Genomic DNA, 17,807 nt, shown 5'->3' on the forward strand with positions numbered 1-17,807 from the left:
CCGATGCATCCCGGATAGGTACGGCCGGAGCGCCGACGTGCCCGACGGGCGCGGTGCCCGTCCGTCTGCCGGCTAGGGCGATGCCGACGGGGCACGACATGTCGACCATGGGTCAGACCCAGCCCGCGCCAGCCATGCCGGCGGGGCACGACATGTCGACGATGGGCCAGACCCAGCCGGCTCCGGCCGCCGTGTCCCCGCATGCCGGTCATGACATGTCGGCCATGGCACAGACCCCGCCCGCGCCAGCCATGCCGGCGGGGCACGACATGTCGACGATGGGCCAGACCCAGCCGGCTCCGGCCGCCGCGTCCCCGCATGCCGGCCATGACATGTCGGCCATGGGTCAGACCCCGCCCGCGCCAGCCATGCCCGCGGGGCACGACATGTCGACGATGGGCCAGACTCAGCCGGCTCCGGCCGCCACGTCCCCGCATGCCGGTCATGATATGTCGACCATGGGTCAGACCCAGCCCGCGCCAGCCATGCCGGCGGGACACAACATGTCGACGATGGGCCAGACCCAGCCGGCTCCGGCCGCCGCGTCCCCGCATGCCGGCCATGACATGTCGACCATGGGTCAGACCCCGCCCGCGCCGGCCATGCCGGCGGGGCACGACATGTCGACGATGGGTCAGATGCCGGCCGGACACGACATGTCCGGAATGGCCATGCCGCCCGACGTCCCGACCAGCGCGAACAATCCCGGACGTCCACCGGAAGCCCCCGCTCCGGCGGGCGCGGCAAGCGGGCCGGCCAATGCCGCCGACCTGCTGTTCGACCCCGCCGAAATGGCGGCGGCCCGCGCCCAACTGCGGGTCGAGCATGGAAACGTCCGCACGACGGCGGTCATCATCGACCAGCTCGAAGCGACCTTTGGCGACGACGAGGAAGGCTACGCCTGGGACGCCCAGGGCTGGACCGGCGGCGACATCAATCGCTTCTGGTGGAAGTCCGAAGGGGAGGGAGCCTTCGACGGCGAGGTCGAGGAGGCCGAGATCCAGGCCCTCTATAGCCGGGCGTTCCGACCCTTCTTCGACTTCCAGACCGGCCTGAGGCAGACCTACCGGCCCGAAGGCGACCGGACCGACCTGGTCGTCGGCATCCAGGGTCTGGCGCCCTACTGGTTCGAGGTCGACGCGGCGGCCTTCCTGTCCAACAAGGGCGAACTCACGGCGAGGGCCGAGGCCGAATACGATCAGCGCATCACCAATCGCTGGATCGTCCAGCCCCGGGCCGAGGTGGTGCTGTCGGCGGAGGACATCCCAGAACTCCGGATCGGGTCCGGCCTGTCGACGCTCCAGATCGGGGCCCGCTTGCGCTACGAGTTCCGCAAGGAATTCGCACCCTATGTCGGCGTCGAATGGACCAAGAGCTTCGGCAATACGGCGGACTTCCTGGAAGCTGACGGGCGAAGCTCGGAAGACACCCGGCTGGTCGTCGGCATTCGGGCGTGGTTCTAGCGAAGCGGCGGCGGGTCTTGTCTTGACGCCGGCGCCCCCACAGGCACGCAACGGGTCGGTTGTCAGGACGCCCCCGCCGGGGCCAGGGCCTCGCTACAGCCTGTGCCTTGCGCCGGCCGGTGACCGGCCCGGTGTTGTCCAATGACAGCGGGGCGGCGGATCCGGGCCGTCGTGATCGATCTGGATGACACCCTGCTCTCAGCCTATCGCCGCCCTGATCTGGCGTGGCGCAGCGTCTGTCAGGTATACCAGACCGAGCTTGGCGACCTCGCTCCGGACGTTGCAGCGCGCGCCCTGACGGAGGCGGGGCGGGCCTTCTGGAGCGATCCGGACAGCCACGCCGTGGGCCGCGCAGACCCGAAGCAGGCCCGGCGCGTCATCGCAGCCAAAGCCTTCGAGGCCTTGCGGCGCGACAGTAGTCCAACGGTATCTCCCGAGATCGCAGAGCGCATCGCCGACGCCTTCAGCCTCCATCGCGACCGGCAGATGCGGCTCGAACCCAAGGCGGACGCCGTGTTGGTCCAACTGCGGGACGCTGGATACCGGCTCGCGCTGCTCACCAACGGCGCCGGTCCACTGCAGCGCGCCAAGATCGAGCGTTTCGGTCTGGCTTCGCGTTTCCATCATATCCAGATTGAAGGCGAGGTCGGCGTTGGCAAGCCCGATCCGGGCGCGTTCAGGCGAGTGTTTGCCGCCTTGAACGTCGATCCGCCCGAGGTCTGTGTCGTCGGAGACAGTCTGGAATGGGACATTCGCCCGGCCAAGGCGCTGGGCTGTTTCACCATTCTGTACGACCCGGAGGCTGGCCAAGCTGTAGGACGCGGTTTCGGCGACGCCCACGTTGTGACCCGGACATTGGCGAGCTTGGCGCCCCACCTTCAGGAGCGTAGTTCGCCCCCCGGCCGGATGGATCGCGCCGGCCGGCGATCACGGCGCGCCGACTGAGCCCAGGGCTGAAAGACCATCGCGAGGGGTCAGCCGGGGAGCCGACCGCTGATCGACGACGGAAAAACGCCGCGCGGCAGGTCGCGCGGCGTTCCTTCCACATCCGGCTTCGGCCCCTCAGGAGGCGGGAGGCCGATCCCTCAGTGAACCATGAAACGGACGAGGCCGTTCATCTGGTGGCCGTCGGCGCCCTTCGCGGCCCAGGCGGCGGAATAGGATCCGGGGGCCAGGATGGGGAGGGGCGCGCTGACCGTGGTGACCGGCGCCGCGTCGTCGACCACAGCCACGTCGATGGACCGGGCGTCAGGGCCCGTCAGCCTGAGAGAGGTCAGGGTCATGGCGTGCGGGAACGTCGCCGAGAAGGTCGTCGGCGCGACCGCTAGCATGGCGTTGTCCGCGGGCGCGGTGACGACGCCGTTGGCGGGGGCCTGCATGGCGGCGTGATCCTGCGCCGACATGCCCGCGTGCGAATGGCTCTGGGCCTGGGCGAGGGAGACGGGAGCCAGCGCCGCCAGAGCGGCCAGGCTGGTGAGGATTGAACGGTTCATGAGAGACTTCCTGATGCTTACGTGGACTACTGGTTGGGCGGCATGGTCATGCCGTCCATCTTCGACATGTCATGGCCGGCCATCGGATCGGCCGGCGGCGGCGTCGGGGCGGGTGCTGGCGCCGGCGCGGGGCGGGTCGGTCGGGGCGTCGAGGCCCGGGGGGACGGCGCCGGGGCTGGTGCGGCGGCCTGCGGCTGCGGGGTCGGCTCGGGCGTGGCGACCGGCGCGGCCTCCATCGGGGTCGTCGCCGAGGCGCCCGGCGCCGTCTGGGCCTCGACCGGTTGAGGGTCGGCGGCCGGCTGGCAGGCGCCCAAGGTGATCGCCGCTGCGGCGGCTAGGATCGGGACTCTCATGTGACAAGCTCCTGAAAGAAAAGGGCGATGATCGGGTCGATTTCCCGCGACGCCCTCATACTAGAATACGCGGACGGGCGCCGCATCCCTCGCCGCCTGGAGGTCGATCGACGGAGCGCCGCTGCGGCCCGAGCGGGGCTAAGGCGCGACGAAGGTTCCGAGGACCCTCGAGCTGATCACTCAAGAGCGGCCCGGACAGCGGGCGTGTCGTCCAGCGCCTCGGACAGCTTGCGACGAGCCCGCGCCACGCGGGTCTCCACGGTCTTGATGGAGACACCCAGCATCCCGGCCGTTTCCGCCTGACTGCGCCCTTCGATTGCCGTCAGCATAAGCGGAGCCTTGAGGTGCGGCGGCAGACGGCTCATGGCCTCGTTCAACCGCGCCAGCCTTGCGCTGGCATCCATCCGGTCATCGACCGCCTCGGCCCCGTCCGGCACGGACATGGCTTCCGGCGACGACAGGTCGACGCCGCCCCGGATGAGCCGCCGAACGAAGCGGCGACGGCTCCAGTCCCGGCATTTATTGAGTGCGATGGTCCGGATCCAGGCCTCGAAGGGTCGGACCGGGTCGTAGCGGCGAATGTTGATCCAGGCCGCCGCATAGGTGTCCTGCAACAGGTCCCAGGCGTCCTGTTCATCGCCGACATAGCGCCGGACGAAACGGAACAGAGAAGTCTTGGTCTGCCGCATCAACTCGCTGAAGGCCGCCCGGTCCCCGCCGGCGGCGCGGGCTGACAGGTCGTTGGGGCTGTCCACGCGGAACGCTAGCCTTCGTCGGGCGCGAGGGCCTCGACGATACGGTCGTCGAATACCTCGGCCTGGGCCGGCGTCAGAACGGACCGCATCTCGAAGACGTGGGCGATCGTCTCCTTCTGCAAGGCGCCCATGGCGACGTGGAAATGGTCCACCGCCGCCTGGACCTGGGGACCGTCGCCGTCGCTCCTTGCGATCGCGCGCGCCAGTTCCTGATTGGCCGCGCGGACGTCCGCTTCGAGCGCGGGCCGGCGCGCGGCGAACCGGGCTTCGACTGCGTCGATGCGGGTCAGCTGGTCGGGCGAGAGCTTCAGGTCGTGGTGCACGATGTCGTGCAGAGATGGCGGTTCGCGCCGGCTCAGCACCCAGCTGGCGCTGATCCAAGTGCCCGTGCCGCTGGCGACCGCCGCCAGGACGGCCGTCAGGGCGATGGCCTGCCAGCCGCGCATCATCGGCCGGTTTCCAGTCTCACCAGAGGCGACAGGCCCGCGTCGACCGTGAAGATGGCCATCTCTCCGGCCGGTCTGGGGGCGGCGACCGCGCCGACGCCGCCTGCCGTCAGGCCGGTGACCAGGGCCATGGCGACGGCGCCCAAACGCAGTTGCGACGCGAACCTTTCGCCGCGAAGCGCGTCGACCCGGCTCCAGACCAGCGGTTCGAGCCCGTCGAGCGACCGGCCCAAGGGCGTCGCCGCCGATCCGGCCAAAAGATCATCCAAATTACGAGCCATCGAACACTCTCCTTGCGCCCCTAATCCCTACTACGCCGAAACGAGCCAAATCCCTCAAACGAGGGGACGGCCTCTCCGGTGCGTAGTTAGCAGAAGGGACGGGATGGGAGAGAACAATGTCGATACGCAAATTTCTGTCGGGGCTCGCCCTGGTGGTGGCTCTGTCTGTCAGCGCGCCCGCGTTCGCGCACGAGGATCATGACAAGCAGGCCGCGGCCAGCGCCCAGGCCGCCGCGCCGGCGGGCGCCGTGCCAGAAGGCGGCGTGATGGCCATGCCGGGGATGGCTATGGACATGGACCACGGGGTCATGACGGCGGACGAGGGTCCCAAGCCTATGCCCCAGCGCCTGTATCGCTGGCTCGGCGCCATGCATCCCGCCGCCGTCCATTTCCCGATCGCGCTGTTCCTCGTCGCCGCGCTCCTCGAGATCGCCGCTCTGACGCTGCGCCGGCCGGTTCTGACGCAGGGCACGCGCGTGATCATCGCCCTGGCGGCGATCTCCGCGGTCGCTGCGGTGGCGCTGGGGTGGTTCGCCATGGGGCTGCCCGGGAAGGACGACGTCACTCACCTCTACCATCGGTGGCTCGGCACCTCGATCGCCGTGCTCGGCCTCTTGAGCTGGTGGGCCAAGGAACACTGGGTCCGCCGGCCGGGGCGCGGGCGCGAACTGATCTACATCGGTCTTTTGACCGTGACCGCCGCCGCCGTGGTGGTCAACGGCCTGCTGGGCGGGATGCTGACCCATGGCATGAGGCATCTGATGTTCTGACGGCCCCGGGGGCCGTCGTCGCCCGAACGCCTCGTTCTTCATCTACTTCGCCGGACCGGGTCCTACTGCGGCCGCGGCAAACCAGGAGACTGCACCATGATGTTCCGTTCAGCACTCGCCGGATCGGCGGTCGCCGCCGTCCTCGCGACCTCCGCCCAAGCCCAAGCCCAAGTTCAATCTCAGGCGCCGGCCCACTCCCACGCCCCCGGCTCGGTCAATACGCCAGGCTCGGCGCACGCCCCCGGCCATGCGCAATCCGCTGACGAGGCCCAGGTGCGAACGGTCGTCACCGCCTACAAGGACGCCATCGAGCGGATGGACGTGTCGCAGACGCCGGCCCTGTTCTGGCCCGACTCGGAAATCTTCGAGAACGGCGGCGTGGAGGGATCCTTCGCCTATTATCTGGAGCACCATCTCGGACCCGAGTTCGCGGATCTGGCCGGCTTCGACTTCCGCGACCACGAGATGAAGGTCGAGGTCGACGGCGACACCGCCTTCGTGAGCGAGACCTACACCTACCACATCACCTTCAAGGACAGCGCCCGGGCCCCCATCGAGCGCCGCGGCGCCGCCACGAGCGTCCTGCGCAAGCGGGGTGACGAGTGGAGGTTCGACGTCTATCACTCCTCGGCCCGGCCCTTCCGCCCCGCCGCCTGATCGCGGCGGCGACCGTCATCGGCGGCCTCCAGATATCGCTCGCCAGAGGGACCCATGAGATCGATGCCCACGCTTTCACGCCGTGCATTTCTGGCCGCGGGGGCCGGCTCCGTCGCCGTCGCAGCCTGCGCTCCGGGCGCCCGTTCATCGACCGAGCTCGCGGTCTACAAGACACCCACTTGCGCCTGTTGCACGGCTTGGGTGGACCATATGCGAGCCGCGGGCTTCCAGGCGCGGGTCAATGAACTTCCGAGCCTGCGCTCTATACGCAGCACCCAGGGCGTGCCCGAGGCGCTCGCCTCCTGCCACACGGCCATGATCGGCGGCTATGTCCTCGAGGGCCATGTGCCGGCCGAGGATGTCCGCAAGCTTCTGGCCGAACGTCCCGAGGCCGTGGGCCTCGCAGTGCCGGCGATGCCGCTGGGGTCTCCCGGCATGGAGACGCCAGACGGCCAACGTGAGCCCTATGAGACCCTGCTGATCCTCAAGGGCGGCGGCACGCGCGTCTTCGCGCGTCACGGCCAGGCGGCGCCATGAAGGTTCTCAGGCTCTCCACCCAGCTGCACAAATGGATCGCGCTCGTCGTCGGGCTCCAGGTTCTGTTCTGGGTGGGCGGCGGTCTGGTCATGACGGCCATTCCGATCGAGACGGTGCGGGGCGAACATCGCGCGGTCGAACTCAAGCCCGATCCGCTGGAGCTCGGCGGCCTTCCGGCGCTGGGGGAGATCGCCCGCCGCACGGGCGTGGCGCCGGTTCAGGCGGAACTCCACACGACGCCGCGGGGGCCGGCCTGGACCCTGAAACCGGCGACGGGCGAGCCCGTCGTCGTGTCCGCCGCGACCGGTCGGCCGTTCGGATCGATGTCGGCCGCCGAGGCTTCGGCCTTCGCCAAGAGCGCGTACAAGGGGGAGGCGCGGGTTTCCGGCGCGGTGCTTCTGGCGACGGCGCCCGAGGAGACTGGACGCACCGGACCGCTGTGGCGGGTGGACTTCGCCGACCGCGAAAAGACGTCCTTCTACCTGTCGCCGGCGACCGGCGAAGTGGTGACGCGCCGTTCGGGCGTCTGGCGGATTTTCGACTTCTTCTGGCGTCTCCACGTCATGGATTGGAATGACGGCGAGGACTTCAATCACCCCCTGATCATCATCACTACCGCCTTGACCCTGAGCATCGTGATTTCGGGCTTCATCCTGCTATGGATACGGATCTCCCGCGACCTGAAAATGGCGCGTGCGGTTCGCAAGCGGGAGCCATGAGGCAGGCGACGGCTCGATCACAGGAAGCTCTGCCAAGAGACAACGACCGGACTTCACCACCGCGTCTCGCCGCCCTGACCACCGCCTGGCCGCCGTACATCCTGCGGCAGGAGGACGTAGCGGCCAACGGGGCCGAGATGTTCGCCACGACCTTCGGCGGTTTCGAGCGGCTGGCGCCTATCTATCGAAACGCCTTGATCGACACACGGCATTCGTGCGTCCCAATGGACTGGTATCTGCAGCCGCACAGCTTCGCGGAGCGGAACGACCTGTTCCTGGAACACGCAGTCGCCCTGATGGCCGAGAGCACGACGAGCGCGCTGGAGCAAGCGGGGTGATCGCGACCTTGGCCGGTTTTGGACCACTCGGATCATCACCTGCCCGGCGCGCCGCTAGTCCGATCCGGCCCTTCCGGGTCATTCGTCATCCCAACTACTGGATCGCATCTCTTGAGATCGCCATGTTGCCGCTGGTTTTCGGCCAGGTCTGGATAGCAGTGGTGTTCACCGCGCTTAATGCCATGCTGATCACCTGGCGGGTGCGGCTGGAGGATCGCGCTCTTGCCTATCAGGCCTGTGAGCCAGAACGACCTGGATGCGAGGCGGGCCAGTCACCGACGATCAGGTCACGCGGTGCGAAATCTCGGTCAGAGCCCTGAGACCGGTTCCGAAGCGGGCGATTGATGCCCGGTGCCGTTCCAGTTCTCCGTAGGGCAGATAGCGCACATTGAGATCGGCGATCCGGCTGAAGGCCGGACGTTGCAACTGCGCCCGCACATCGTTTTCGCGGCTGTCGGGAGCGACCAGGAAAAGGCCGGCGGAGATGTTTAGTTCGCCTGACAGGGCGAGGTCCAGCATTCGCACGACACCGGAGTAGATCGTGGTGGAATGCTCGACCTCGAAGGCGGCCGCCACGCGGTCCGCGTCTCCCTCCAGCCAGAGTACGTCGATCAGCCGGATGGACTCGGCGCCTGGACCGTTCGCCAGCGACGGCGGTAGTTGTTCTAGGCAGCCCTCGCTCAGGCGTGCGCCCTCGTGCTGGCGCCCGCGGTCATTGGACGCGATCCAGACCCTGTAGCCCAGCGCGCGACCCAGATCACGGACCCAGGCCTGGATCTCTGTGTGGGTCCGGTCCGTCTCGCCCTGCTGGAGCGCGGTCTTCTCGAACTTGACCGCTTCGGCGCGCGCTTCGGCCAGCCGCGCGTCCCAGCCGCTGGCGGACAGACTCTCGTCGTCCAGGGGCGGCGCGGGATAACGGCCGGAGCCCACGTCGAACAGGAAGCCCGCGATCGCCCCGAGATCGTTGGACAGAAGATCGCTGTAGCGAGCGTTGAGGGCCAAAATTCCTTGCCGCATCGCAAGGTAGTGCTCCCAGCTCCCGAGCTTGACCTTTGATCCGGTGATCGCGTTGTAGCCGTTGACGATCGCGGTATTGAACGGCGAAACGTGGGTGGGGTGAAGAAAATAGATCAGGTTGGCCACTGCGGGCCCGAGGCCCTTGATCCGGAGCTGGTCGATCGTGCGGATGCCCGTGAGAATTTCCGTTGCTGTCGAACAACAGCTGCAATGATGCAGGAGCCGGCCAAAAGCGCGTTGATTGGCCGCGTTTTCGTAGATGTCCGGGATGCGAAGTTTGGGTTTCCACAGGAAGGCATGATCCGCGCCCTTGAAGATCTGCCGTTGTTCGGCGACCGAATGAACGATCGTTTCCAGCGATGACCCGCGATAGGCCACGCCGAAGCGGCCGGCTTCGATCTCCTCGACGACCTGGCCGATGCCGCGTCGGATGGAGCGGAAATTCTTAAGACGCTCGTCCCACAGGAACCAGGTCTGGTAGGTCGCAGCCGGGTCGCGCCGCCACTGTTCAATAAGATCACGAACTCGATCTGACACGGCGCGCCCCCTCAATTCTTGAGCAGTCTAGGCGGGTCCAGGTCGCTGGGCCAACGGCCATTCGCAGCCGGTCCCAAGAGCGCGTGCGACGCACCTGGCTCCAGCGCGTTCGGCGCGCGCCAGCGGCTACATCGCCATTTCCATGGCCGAGACCGGAGCCAGGGTTCCCATGATGGACACCAGGGCCAGCAGCCCCAGGGCGAGGAGTGTCTCCATCACCAAGCTGCGTTTCAGCCGTGAAATGGCGGGGCCAAGATACTCGGGGTCGTCCAGGGCGCTGCCGAGGTCGGGCGTCAGATGAAAGCGGTTCGCGGCCGCCAGAACCAGCATGAGCGCGAAGAGCACGAGCTTGCCCGTCAACAGCAGACCGTAGGGGGTGCTCAGCAGGCCGGCGATACGATCTGGCCCGACCATGAACCAGCTGTTCACCAATCCGCTAAGAACCAGGACGGCGACCGATGCGGTTCCGACGCCGGCAAATCCGTGAAGCGCTCGATGAAGGATCCTATCGCCATCGACCGTTTCTGACCGCCGCCGCAACGTCAGGATCAGCAAGGCCGCGAGCGCGCCGAGCCACACCGCCGCCGCCCAGCTGTGCAGGATCGCGGCCGTCAGATGAACATAGCGCCCCGCGCCTTCGGTGGCCGCGCCGTGTCCCGTCCAGGCGAAGCTGGCGCCGACGATAAGACCGGCGACAGCGACTAATTTCCACAGGCCGCGGGACGGCTTGTCTTGAATGAGCGCAAGAAGCGCGAGCAACGCGGCCAGCGTCCGGACGAGAAAGGCGGGTCCGAGGCTCGTGCCCGTGAGCATGAAGCCGAGCGTCGCCGGCTTGAGACCTTCAGTCAGCGAGCCCGCCATCACAGCGGTCTGGGCCGCGAAGGCGGCGGCGGAGCCTATGGCGACCACGGCCGCCGCGCTGACCAGCAAGGATCTCGTCCAGCCGAGGGCCACCGCGTCCGACCCGCGCAACCCGTAGAGGAGGAACAGCGGCGTCCCGAGCAGGACGACCGCGCCGCCGTACTGCGCGAGCCGGAGCAGGATGACCAGAACGTCGAGCACGATGGGTCAGCGTACCGTGAAGGCGATGGCGCCGGTCATACGGTGGCCGTCGGCGGAGGCGGCATGCCAGTTGAGGCTGTAGGCGCCGGCCGCGAGCGGTCGCGCCGTCCGTCCCGAAACGGTCATGCCGTCATCGGAGACGGTGGTCGCGACCGGGAATTTGGCACCGGCGGCGTTCACGACCTCGAGGCCCGAGAAAGCGGGAACGACGCGTTCGCTGAAGGTGACCGTCAGCGAACGCGGCGAGGCGATGCTCGCGCTCGCCGCCGGGTTGGAGGCGACGACGCGCGCGTGGGCGGCAGCCTGCGTCGCCCCCAACAGCAGGGCGCCGACCGCGCCGACGACGGAAAGGATTTTGCGAGTGGTCATAGGGAGGCTCCGAAACCAGAGGGGTTCAATGAGTTATACGGGCGCCGGGGTTGAATCCCTCGTTCGAACTGCGGGCGGGCGCGCGCTGATCCGGAGCATTGCGTTGCGCGCGCCCGACGCCAGCCCGTCGGTCGCTTGACACGGCCGGCCGACGGGCGTGGGATGACCGCGCATGTGGAACCTCGTCCGCACCCTTCTGTTCGCCCTGGCGGTGGCCGGCTTCGTCGGCCAGTCGTCCGCGCACGCCACGCCGTTCCAGGTATTCGAAGCGACGGGCGGCATGGCGGACATGGATTGCGCCGAGATGATGGTGATGGCGGACGGGCCTTCCGGCGGCGCTACTAGCCCTTGCGACGAGATGACGCCCGACTGCATCGCCAAGATGGGCTGCGCCGCCGTCGCGGCGCCCATGCCGCCGGCGCCGACCGTTCAACGGCCTTCGGCTCCGCGGGGACTCCGGTTCGCAGCCGTCGATGTCGTGCGAGAGGGCGCAGGCCCGCTTCCACTGAAGAATCCGCCGAAACGGCTGGCGTAGACCGCTTCCGCTGATCGAAGGCCGTGAGCGCCGTTGCGCGGGCGACCGCCGATCGATCGATCCGAGCCCTTCGCCGATGTCCCGCCCTCAAGGCGGGTCAAGTGGTTTCGAGGAATTCCATGACCATTCGTTTGAGGTCGGCGATACGCGCGTCTGCGTGTCCGCCGCCCCGTGTCCGCCGGCCGCGCGTCCTAACGCGACGCGCCGAGGTTTCGGCGCCGTCCGCGCGCCGTGCTCTGATCGCAAGCTGGGCGATCCTCCCGGCTTCCATTTTGCTCGTGAGCGTCTGGACCGCGCCTTCCAAGGCCGACCCCCAGACCTTCGACGAGGCCCTGGCCCGCGCGGCGGCCGGAGCGCCCGGCCTCAGAGCCAGCGCCCTGGGGGTGGACGCCGCGCGGGTCGCGGCTCCGGCCGCCGGCCGGCTGCCGGATCCGCGCCTCACGTTCGGTCTCGACGGGTTTCCGGTGACCGGCCCGTTCGCGGGGCAATTCGACCAGGACGACTTCACCATGCTCAGGATCGGCGTCGAGCAGGACGTGCCGAGCCGCGCGCGCCGTCGCGCTGAGCGAGACATCGCCGAGGCGCAGATCGGCATCGCCGGCGCCGAGGAGTCCGTCGCGCGGCGGGAGGTCCAGATCGCAACGGGACTGGCCTGGATCGACCTCTTCTACGCCGAACGCCGCCTCGCGGCCCTGGATGACGTTCTGAAAACCCTTGAGCCGCTGTGGAACACCGCGCCCGCCGGAGTCGCATCGGGCGCCTATCGGTCGGCGAACGCCCTCGGTCCGGTCCAGCTCAAGGCTAATTTGGACGATCGCCGCAGCCGGCTCGTCGCCGACTTGGAGAAGGCCCGGTCTGAGCTGGCGCGCTGGACGGGCGATAACGATCCCGAAACGGCGGGCGCGCCGCCGCAAGACGATCTCGACCTGGCCGCCTTGCGGGACGGCATCGCCCGGCTGCCGGCCGTGCGCGTCTATGGCGCCGCGGCGCGGCGCGCCGACGCCGAGGTCGATCTGGCGCGCGCAGGACGTCGGCCGGACTGGTCGTTCGAGGCCAGCTATGGCCGCCGCGACGAGCGGTTCGGCGACTTGTTCTCCGTCGGCGCGAGCGTGCGGCTGCCGATCTTTCCGGGGCAGAGGCAGGATCCCGTCATCGCGGCGCGCGCCGCTGACGCGCTGCGGGTCACCGCCGAGCGTCAGGACGCCGAGCGTCTGTTGACTGCTTCGCTGAGGAGCGCCTTGGCCGAACACGCGACGGCCAAGGATCAATGGCTCCGGTCGCGCGACGTCGTTCTGCCCAACGTCCTTCAGCGTTCCGATCTCGAAACCGCGAGCTATGCGGCGGGCAGGGCGGGCATCGTTGAAGTTCTCGAAGCCTTCACCGCCGTGGCGAACGCCCGGCTCGACACGCTCGATCGCGAGGCCGCCGTGATGCGCCAGGTGGTCCAGATCAGTCTCACCTATGGGAACACCGACCGATGAACGCCCTTCGCAACAGACGCCTGGGCATCGCCATGGGCGCGCTTCTTCTGGTCGGGGTCGGCGTCGGGGCCGGCGTCGTCATCGCCCCGCGCCTGGACGGGGCCGCCGACGGGACCGCCGAGGGAGGAGGGGAGCGCGAGATCCTCTACTGGTACGATCCCATGGTTCCGAACGAACGATACCCGGGACCGGGGAAGTCGTCGATGAACATGGATACCATCCCCAAATATGCGGATGAGGGGGGAACCAACGCCACCCCGGGCGTCCGGATCGATCCGGCGCTGAGCCAGAATCTGGGGGTCCGGTATGCCACAGCCCGCCGTGGCGTTCTCGAGGGCGATCTCAGCGCCACAGCGGTGGTCGAATACAACGAACGGGACATCGCCGTGGTCCAGTCGCGCGCGGACGGCTTCGTGCAGCGGGTCTACAACCGCGCGCCGGGCGACGTGATCGCCGCGGGCGCGCCCCTGGTCGATTTGCTCATTCCGTCCTGGGGAGGAGCCCAGACGGAATATCTGGCCGTGCGGCGCACCGGCAATACGCCCCTAGTCCAGGCGGCGCGGCAGCGACTAGTGCTGATGGGCATGTCCGAGAGCCTGATCACGTCGGTCGAGCGCAGCGGGCGGGCGCGGAACACCATCACCATCTCGACGCCCACCGGCGGCGTGATCAAGACGCTGGGCGTGCGCGCCGGCATGAGCGTCGCCCAGGGCATGACCCTGGCCGAGATCAACGGCCTGAGCACCGTCTGGATCAACGCCGCCATCCCGGAGGCCCTGGCGAGCCAGCTGAGGGTTGGGAAGTCTGTCGAGGTGGCCCTGGCCGCCTTCCCGGGCGAGCCGTTCACGGGCCGCCTGACCACCCTGTTGCCGGAACTCGTCGGCGACAGCCGCACGGTCACCGGACGGATCGAAATGGCCAATAGAGGGGGGCGTCTGCGCCCCGGCATGTTCGGTCGGGTCACCTTCGGCGGCGGTTCGACGTCGGATCTGATCGTGCCGACCGAGGCGGTGATCCGGACCGGAGAACGTGACATCGTCATGCTCGCCCTGCCGGAGGGCCGCTATCAACCGGCCCAGGTCCGGATCGGACGGGAAGCCGGGGGGCAGACCGAGATCCTCGCCGGTCTCAGGGAAGGGGAACGGATCGTCGCGTCGGGGCAGTTCCTGATCGATTCCGAAGCCAGCCTGTCAGGCGTCGCGGCGCGGCCGATCGGCGAGACTTCCGGGCCCGCGCGCGCCCCGGCGTCGCCGACGGTCGGCCGGCCTGCCGCCGCCGCCCAAACGGGCGAATCCATGGCCGCGCCCGCTCAGCGCGGGAGGTCTGGGCGATGATCGCCGCGATCATACGCGCCTCGGTCAAGGGACGCTTCCTCATCCTTGTGGCCGCCCTCGCCCTGCTCGCCGCCGGCCTCTTCGCTGTTCGCACCACGCCGGTCGACGCCCTGCCGGACCTGTCGGACGTGCAGGTCATCATCCGCACCAGCTATCCAGGGCAGGCCCCCCAGATCGTCGAGAACCAGGTCACCTATCCTTTGGCGACCACCATGCTGTCGGTGCCCGGCGCGCGAACGGGTCGGGGTTATTCCTTCTTCGGCGACAGCTTCGTCTATGTGCTGTTCGAGGATGGAACGGACCTCTACTGGGCGCGCTCGCGGGTCTTGGAATACCTTAGCCAAGTCCAGGCGCGGCTTCCCGCGACCGCCCAACCTGCGCTGGGTCCGGACGCCACCAGCGTGGGCTGGGTCTATGAATACGCCCTGGTGGACCGCACTGGCCGCACCGACCTGGCGCAGTTGCGAAGCCTGCAGGATTGGTTCCTCCGGTACGAGCTGAAAACCGTGCGGGGGGTCGCCGAGGTCGCCAGCCTGGGCGGCATGGTGCGGCAATACCAGGTCGTGCTCGACCCCGTCAGGCTCGCGTCATACGGCATCACCCATCAGGCGGTGGTGGAAGCGCTCCAGCGCGCCAACGGCGAGACGGGCGGCTCGGTGCTCCAGCTCGCCGAGGCCGAATACATGGTGCGCGCCAACGGCTATCTGACCGAGCTCGACGACTTCCGGGCCGTGCCGCTTCGCACGGGGGCTGGAGGGGTTCCGATCAGCCTCGGAGACGTCGCGACCATCCAGATCGGCCCGGAGATGCGGCGCGGCATAGCGGAGCTGAACGGCGAAGGCGAGGTCGCCGGCGGCGTCGTCATCCTGCGGTCCGGTGCAAACGCCCGCGCGACGATCGCGGCGGTCGCTGAAAAACTCCAGATACTCAAGGCCGGATTGCCGCCGGGCGTAGAGGTGGTGACGACCTACGATCGGTCGCTGCTCATCGACCGGGCGATCGACAATCTGAGCGGCAAGCTGATCGAGGAGTTCATTGTCGTCGCCCTCGTCTGCGGCCTGTTCCTCTGGCACGCCCGGTCGGCGCTAGTCGCCATCCTGACCCTGCCGCTGGGCGTGCTGGCGGCCTTCCTGATCATGAATCTTCAGGGCGTGAACGCCAACATCATGTCGCTGGGCGGCATCGCCATCGCCATCGGGGCCATGGTCGATGCGGCGGTGGTCATGATCGAGAACGCCCACAAGCATATCGAGCGATGGGAACACGACCACCCGGACCACAAGCTCGTCGGCGAGGACCGGTGGAAGGTCATCACCGAGGCGGCCGTGGAAGTCGGACCCGCGCTGTTCCTCAGCCTGTTGATCATCACCCTCTCGTTCATTCCAGTGTTCAGCCTACAGGCCCAGGAGGGCCGGCTGTTCGCGCCGCTGGCCTTCACCAAGAGCTATGCGATGGCGGCCGCGGCGATCCTGTCGATCACGCTCGTGCCGGTTCTGATGGGCTATCTGATCCGGGGAAGAATCCCGGCCGAACAGAGCAATCCGATCAACCGCTGGCTGACCCACATCTATAGGGGGCCGCTGGACTGGGTGCTACGGCATCCCAGGAAGACCTTGGTGGCCGCCTTGCTGGTATTCGCCACCACGGCCTGGCCCCTTAGCCAGCTCGGCGGCGAGTTTATGCCGGCGATGGACGAGGGCGACCTGCTTTATATGCCCTCGGCCCTGCCGGGCCTGTCCCCGGCCAAGGCCGCGGAACTGCTGCAGCAGACCGACAGGATGATCCGAACCGTGCCCGAAGTGGCGACCGTATTCGGCAAGGCGGGCCGGGCGGAGACGGCCACGGACCCGGCTCCGCTTGAGATGTTCGAGACCACCATTCAGTTCAAGCCTCGCGATGAATGGCGGCCCGGCATGACCCCGGAGAAACTGGTCGAGGAGCTTGATCGCGCGGTTCAGGTTCCCGGATTGTCCAACGTCTGGGTGCCTCCCATCCGCAATCGCATCGACATGCTGGCGACGGGCATCAAGAGCCCCGTCGGCGTCAAGGTCTCCGGCGCTGACCTGGCCGCGATGGACCGTATCGCGGCCCAGGTGGCCGAGGTCGCCAAGACCGTGCCGGGCGTGACCTCGGCCCTGGCCGAACGCCTGACCGGCGGGCGCTATGTCGACATCGACATCGACCGAGAGGCGGCGGGCCGCTACGGCCTGAACATCGCCGATATCCAGTCGATCGTCTCGGGGGCTGTGGGCGGGGAGACGATCGGTCAGACGGTGGAGGGGCTCGCCCGCTATCCGATCAGCGTCCGCTATCCCAGAGAACTGCGCGACAGCCTGGAGCAACTGCGCGCCCTGCCGGTTCTGACGCCGTCGGGTCAGCAGATCACCCTGGGCACGGTCGCCGATATCCAGATCGCGGACGGCCCTCCGATGCTGAAATCCGAGAACGGCAGACTAACCACCTGGGTCTATGTCGACGTGCGCGGCCGCGATCTGGCGTCCGTCGTCGCCGATCTGCGTCAGGCCGTCGCCAGCGAGGTGGAACTCGCGCCGGGCGTCAGCATCGCCTACTCGGGCCAGTTCGAATATCTCGAACGGGCGGCCGAGCGGCTGAAGATCGTGGTTCCGGCCACGCTCGTGATCATCTTCATCCTGCTCTATCTGACCTTCGGTCGCTTCGACGAAGCACTGCTGATCATGGGCACCCTGCCGTTCGCCCTCACCGGCGGATTCTGGCTGCTCTATCTGATGGGCTTCGACCAGTCGGTCGCGACCGGCGTGGGTTTCATCGCCCTGGCCGGCCTTTCGGCCGAGTTCGGCGTGGTGATGCTGATCTATCTCAAGCACGCTCTCAGAGACCGGGGGCCTGACCCGGACCGGGAACAGGTCGAAGAGGCCGTTCGCGACGGCGCGCTGCTGCGGGTTCGGCCCAAGGCGATGACGGTCGCGGTGATCCTGGGCGGTCTGTTCCCGATCCTGATCGGCCACGGCGCGGGGTCAGAAGTCATGACCCGGATCGCCGCCCCGGTTATCGGCGGCATGATCACGGCGCCTTTGCTCTCCATGCTCGTTATCCCCGCAGGCTTTCTTCTTCTAAGAGGCCGCAGGTTCCGTTCGACCCCAGTCCTTCGAGGAGACACACAATGAAGCGCCGCATAATCCTGCTGACCGGCCTTGCTGCTGTTATGGCCGCCTGCGGCCAGCAGGCGGAGCCCGAAACCCCGGCGATGCCGATGGCCGAGCCCGGATCACCGAGGGCAAGCATTGAGGCGGGTGGCGCATCGTCGTCCCCGGGCGCCGGCTCGCGAACGGCAGATGGTGCGGGCGTTATCACGGCCGTGGACCCGGCGGCGGCGACGATCACCATTAACCACGAACCAATCCGTTCGATCGGATGGCCCGCAATGACCATGAAGTTCAAGGCATCGCCGGCTGCATTGCAGGAGGCTACTGTCGGTGACCGCATTCAGTTCGATCTGACGGTTCGTGATGGAGCAGGAGAAGTGACGGCGATCTACCCCCATTGATCCTCGGAGGCATTGTCCGGCGATGAGGGGACGGACCAACGCAGTGCGTGGGACGTTGGTGCTTTGCCGACCCAGGATGCGGGCTGTGTCGCGGTGCTCGGATCGAAAGACGACACCAGTCCTGCTTAGCCGCG

At 68.0% G+C, this 17,807-nt stretch carries 21 protein-coding genes; 13 read left to right on the forward strand and 8 right to left on the reverse strand.

Annotated elements, in window-relative coordinates:
* The first annotated feature begins 98 nt into the window (after positions 1-98).
* A complete protein-coding gene (locus ACW174_RS06420) occupies positions 99-1,463 on the forward strand; it encodes a copper resistance protein B (RefSeq protein WP_492016828.1) in 1,365 nt (454 codons plus the stop codon).
* 171 nt (positions 1,464-1,634) lie between these two features.
* Positions 1,635-2,408, forward strand: coding sequence for an HAD family hydrolase (locus ACW174_RS06425; protein WP_164952667.1), 774 nt, complete (start codon positions 1,635-1,637; stop codon positions 2,406-2,408).
* Between the two features lie 140 nt (positions 2,409-2,548).
* Here ACW174_RS06425 and ACW174_RS06430 read toward each other — a convergent pair whose 3' ends face one another.
* From ACW174_RS06430 to ACW174_RS06450, 5 genes are all read right to left on the reverse strand, one after another.
* Entirely contained in the window at positions 2,549-2,956 is a 408-nt protein-coding gene (locus ACW174_RS06430; protein ID WP_052004988.1) for a copper resistance CopC family protein, read from the reverse strand.
* 26 nt (positions 2,957-2,982) lie between these two features.
* A complete protein-coding gene (locus ACW174_RS06435; RefSeq protein ID WP_183197649.1) occupies positions 2,983-3,309 on the reverse strand; it encodes a hypothetical protein in 327 nt (108 codons plus the stop codon).
* A 176-nt stretch (positions 3,310-3,485) separates the two neighbouring features.
* Complete coding sequence (locus tag ACW174_RS06440) at positions 3,486-4,064, reverse strand: RNA polymerase sigma factor (RefSeq protein ID WP_035309312.1); 579 nt, start codon at positions 4,062-4,064, stop codon at positions 3,486-3,488.
* An 8-nt stretch (positions 4,065-4,072) separates the two neighbouring features.
* Positions 4,073-4,513 (reverse strand): Spy/CpxP family protein refolding chaperone, encoded by a 441-nt coding sequence (locus tag ACW174_RS06445; RefSeq protein WP_492016829.1) that lies wholly within the window; start codon positions 4,511-4,513, stop codon positions 4,073-4,075.
* Positions 4,510-4,791 carry a hypothetical protein gene (locus ACW174_RS06450; RefSeq protein WP_035309315.1) on the reverse strand — a complete coding sequence of 94 codons (282 nt, stop codon included), beginning with the start codon at positions 4,789-4,791 and terminating at the stop codon, positions 4,510-4,512. The genes ACW174_RS06445 and ACW174_RS06450 overlap by 4 nt, the downstream gene beginning before the upstream one ends.
* A 116-nt stretch (positions 4,792-4,907) precedes the next feature.
* On the opposite strand from ACW174_RS06450, the gene ACW174_RS06455 reads away from it, so the two are divergent.
* The 6 genes from ACW174_RS06455 to ACW174_RS06480 all read left to right on the forward strand — a co-directional run bounded on the left by ACW174_RS06455 (position 4,908) and on the right by ACW174_RS06480 (position 8,132).
* Positions 4,908-5,561 carry a DUF2231 domain-containing protein gene (locus tag ACW174_RS06455; RefSeq protein ID WP_492016830.1) on the forward strand — a complete coding sequence of 218 codons (654 nt, stop codon included), beginning with the start codon at positions 4,908-4,910 and terminating at the stop codon, positions 5,559-5,561.
* A gap of 96 nt (positions 5,562-5,657) precedes the next feature.
* The gene (locus ACW174_RS06460; RefSeq protein ID WP_492016831.1) at positions 5,658-6,218 is read left to right on the forward strand and encodes a YybH family protein; all 561 of its coding nucleotides are present in this window, start codon (positions 5,658-5,660) and stop codon (positions 6,216-6,218) included.
* 210 nt (positions 6,219-6,428) lie between these two features.
* On the forward strand, positions 6,429-6,755 hold the full coding sequence (locus ACW174_RS06465; protein WP_316629556.1) for a DUF411 domain-containing protein: 327 nt from the start codon (positions 6,429-6,431) through the stop codon (positions 6,753-6,755).
* A complete protein-coding gene (locus ACW174_RS06470) occupies positions 6,752-7,474 on the forward strand; it encodes a PepSY domain-containing protein (protein WP_492016832.1) in 723 nt (240 codons plus the stop codon). Before ACW174_RS06465 ends, ACW174_RS06470 begins: the two co-directional genes overlap by 4 nt.
* Positions 7,471-7,812: a hypothetical protein gene (locus ACW174_RS06475; protein ID WP_492016833.1), complete on the forward strand. Its 342-nt coding sequence runs from the start codon at positions 7,471-7,473 to the stop codon at positions 7,810-7,812. Before ACW174_RS06470 ends, ACW174_RS06475 begins: the two co-directional genes overlap by 4 nt.
* Positions 7,813-7,934: 122 nt before the next feature.
* On the forward strand, positions 7,935-8,132 hold the full coding sequence (locus ACW174_RS06480) for a hypothetical protein (RefSeq protein WP_353738806.1): 198 nt from the start codon (positions 7,935-7,937) through the stop codon (positions 8,130-8,132).
* On the opposite strand, the gene ACW174_RS06485 is transcribed toward ACW174_RS06480, so the two are convergent.
* The 3 genes from ACW174_RS06485 to copC form a co-directional block, all read right to left on the reverse strand.
* Positions 8,095-9,366 (reverse strand): type II restriction enzyme NmeDI-related protein, encoded by a 1,272-nt coding sequence (locus ACW174_RS06485; RefSeq protein ID WP_492016834.1) that lies wholly within the window; start codon positions 9,364-9,366, stop codon positions 8,095-8,097. The genes ACW174_RS06480 and ACW174_RS06485 overlap by 38 nt on opposite strands.
* 126 nt (positions 9,367-9,492) lie before the next feature.
* Positions 9,493-10,428, reverse strand: coding sequence for a copper homeostasis membrane protein CopD (copD, locus tag ACW174_RS06490; RefSeq protein ID WP_492016835.1), 936 nt, complete (start codon positions 10,426-10,428; stop codon positions 9,493-9,495).
* A 6-nt stretch (positions 10,429-10,434) separates the two neighbouring features.
* Positions 10,435-10,797: a copper homeostasis periplasmic binding protein CopC gene (gene copC, locus ACW174_RS06495; RefSeq protein WP_088582513.1), complete on the reverse strand. Its 363-nt coding sequence runs from the start codon at positions 10,795-10,797 to the stop codon at positions 10,435-10,437.
* 172 nt (positions 10,798-10,969) lie between these two features.
* Here copC and ACW174_RS06500 point away from each other — a divergent pair, with 172 nt between their 5' ends.
* The 5 genes from ACW174_RS06500 to ACW174_RS06520 all read left to right on the forward strand — a co-directional run bounded on the left by ACW174_RS06500 (position 10,970) and on the right by ACW174_RS06520 (position 17,673).
* On the forward strand, positions 10,970-11,332 hold the full coding sequence (locus tag ACW174_RS06500; protein WP_088582514.1) for a hypothetical protein: 363 nt from the start codon (positions 10,970-10,972) through the stop codon (positions 11,330-11,332).
* 278 nt (positions 11,333-11,610) lie between these two features.
* Positions 11,611-12,813: a TolC family protein gene (locus ACW174_RS06505; RefSeq protein WP_492016836.1), complete on the forward strand. Its 1,203-nt coding sequence runs from the start codon at positions 11,611-11,613 to the stop codon at positions 12,811-12,813.
* Positions 12,810-14,147: an efflux RND transporter periplasmic adaptor subunit gene (locus ACW174_RS06510; RefSeq protein WP_088582515.1), complete on the forward strand. Its 1,338-nt coding sequence runs from the start codon at positions 12,810-12,812 to the stop codon at positions 14,145-14,147. Before ACW174_RS06505 ends, ACW174_RS06510 begins: the two co-directional genes overlap by 4 nt.
* Positions 14,144-17,293 (forward strand): efflux RND transporter permease subunit, encoded by a 3,150-nt coding sequence (locus tag ACW174_RS06515; RefSeq protein WP_492016837.1) that lies wholly within the window; start codon positions 14,144-14,146, stop codon positions 17,291-17,293. The genes ACW174_RS06510 and ACW174_RS06515 overlap by 4 nt, the downstream gene beginning before the upstream one ends.
* Positions 17,290-17,673 carry a copper-binding protein gene (locus tag ACW174_RS06520; protein WP_271145748.1) on the forward strand — a complete coding sequence of 128 codons (384 nt, stop codon included), beginning with the start codon at positions 17,290-17,292 and terminating at the stop codon, positions 17,671-17,673. The genes ACW174_RS06515 and ACW174_RS06520 overlap by 4 nt, the downstream gene beginning before the upstream one ends.
* Positions 17,674-17,807 lie beyond the last annotated feature (134 nt).

This window comes from Brevundimonas sp. AVps31 (genome assembly GCF_058681355.1).

Bases quoted from the DNA above. Each gene is read 5' to 3' on its own strand.
- ACW174_RS06480 (WP_353738806.1), top strand. From the start codon at position 7,935: ATGTTGCCGCTGGTTTTCGGCCAGGTCTGGATAGCAGTGGTGTTCACC.
- copC (WP_088582513.1), bottom strand. From the start codon at position 10,797: ATGACCACTCGCAAAATCCTTTCCGTCGTCGGCGCGGTCGGCGCCCTG.
- ACW174_RS06455 (WP_492016830.1), top strand. From the start codon at position 4,908: ATGTCGATACGCAAATTTCTGTCGGGGCTCGCCCTGGTGGTGGCTCTG.
- ACW174_RS06515 (WP_492016837.1), top strand. From the start codon at position 14,144: ATGATCGCCGCGATCATACGCGCCTCGGTCAAGGGACGCTTCCTCATC.
- ACW174_RS06520 (WP_271145748.1), top strand. From the start codon at position 17,290: ATGAAGCGCCGCATAATCCTGCTGACCGGCCTTGCTGCTGTTATGGCC.
- ACW174_RS06435 (WP_183197649.1), bottom strand. From the start codon at position 3,309: ATGAGAGTCCCGATCCTAGCCGCCGCAGCGGCGATCACCTTGGGCGCC.
- ACW174_RS06460 (WP_492016831.1), top strand. From the start codon at position 5,658: ATGATGTTCCGTTCAGCACTCGCCGGATCGGCGGTCGCCGCCGTCCTC.
- ACW174_RS06445 (WP_492016829.1), bottom strand. From the start codon at position 4,513: ATGATGCGCGGCTGGCAGGCCATCGCCCTGACGGCCGTCCTGGCGGCG.
- ACW174_RS06465 (WP_316629556.1), top strand. From the start codon at position 6,429: ATGCGAGCCGCGGGCTTCCAGGCGCGGGTCAATGAACTTCCGAGCCTG.
- ACW174_RS06510 (WP_088582515.1), top strand. From the start codon at position 12,810: ATGAACGCCCTTCGCAACAGACGCCTGGGCATCGCCATGGGCGCGCTT.
- ACW174_RS06450 (WP_035309315.1), bottom strand. From the start codon at position 4,791: ATGGCTCGTAATTTGGATGATCTTTTGGCCGGATCGGCGGCGACGCCC.
- ACW174_RS06475 (WP_492016833.1), top strand. From the start codon at position 7,471: ATGAGGCAGGCGACGGCTCGATCACAGGAAGCTCTGCCAAGAGACAAC.
- ACW174_RS06420 (WP_492016828.1), top strand. From the start codon at position 99: ATGTCGACCATGGGTCAGACCCAGCCCGCGCCAGCCATGCCGGCGGGG.
- ACW174_RS06470 (WP_492016832.1), top strand. From the start codon at position 6,752: ATGAAGGTTCTCAGGCTCTCCACCCAGCTGCACAAATGGATCGCGCTC.
- ACW174_RS06430 (WP_052004988.1), bottom strand. From the start codon at position 2,956: ATGAACCGTTCAATCCTCACCAGCCTGGCCGCTCTGGCGGCGCTGGCT.
- ACW174_RS06500 (WP_088582514.1), top strand. From the start codon at position 10,970: ATGTGGAACCTCGTCCGCACCCTTCTGTTCGCCCTGGCGGTGGCCGGC.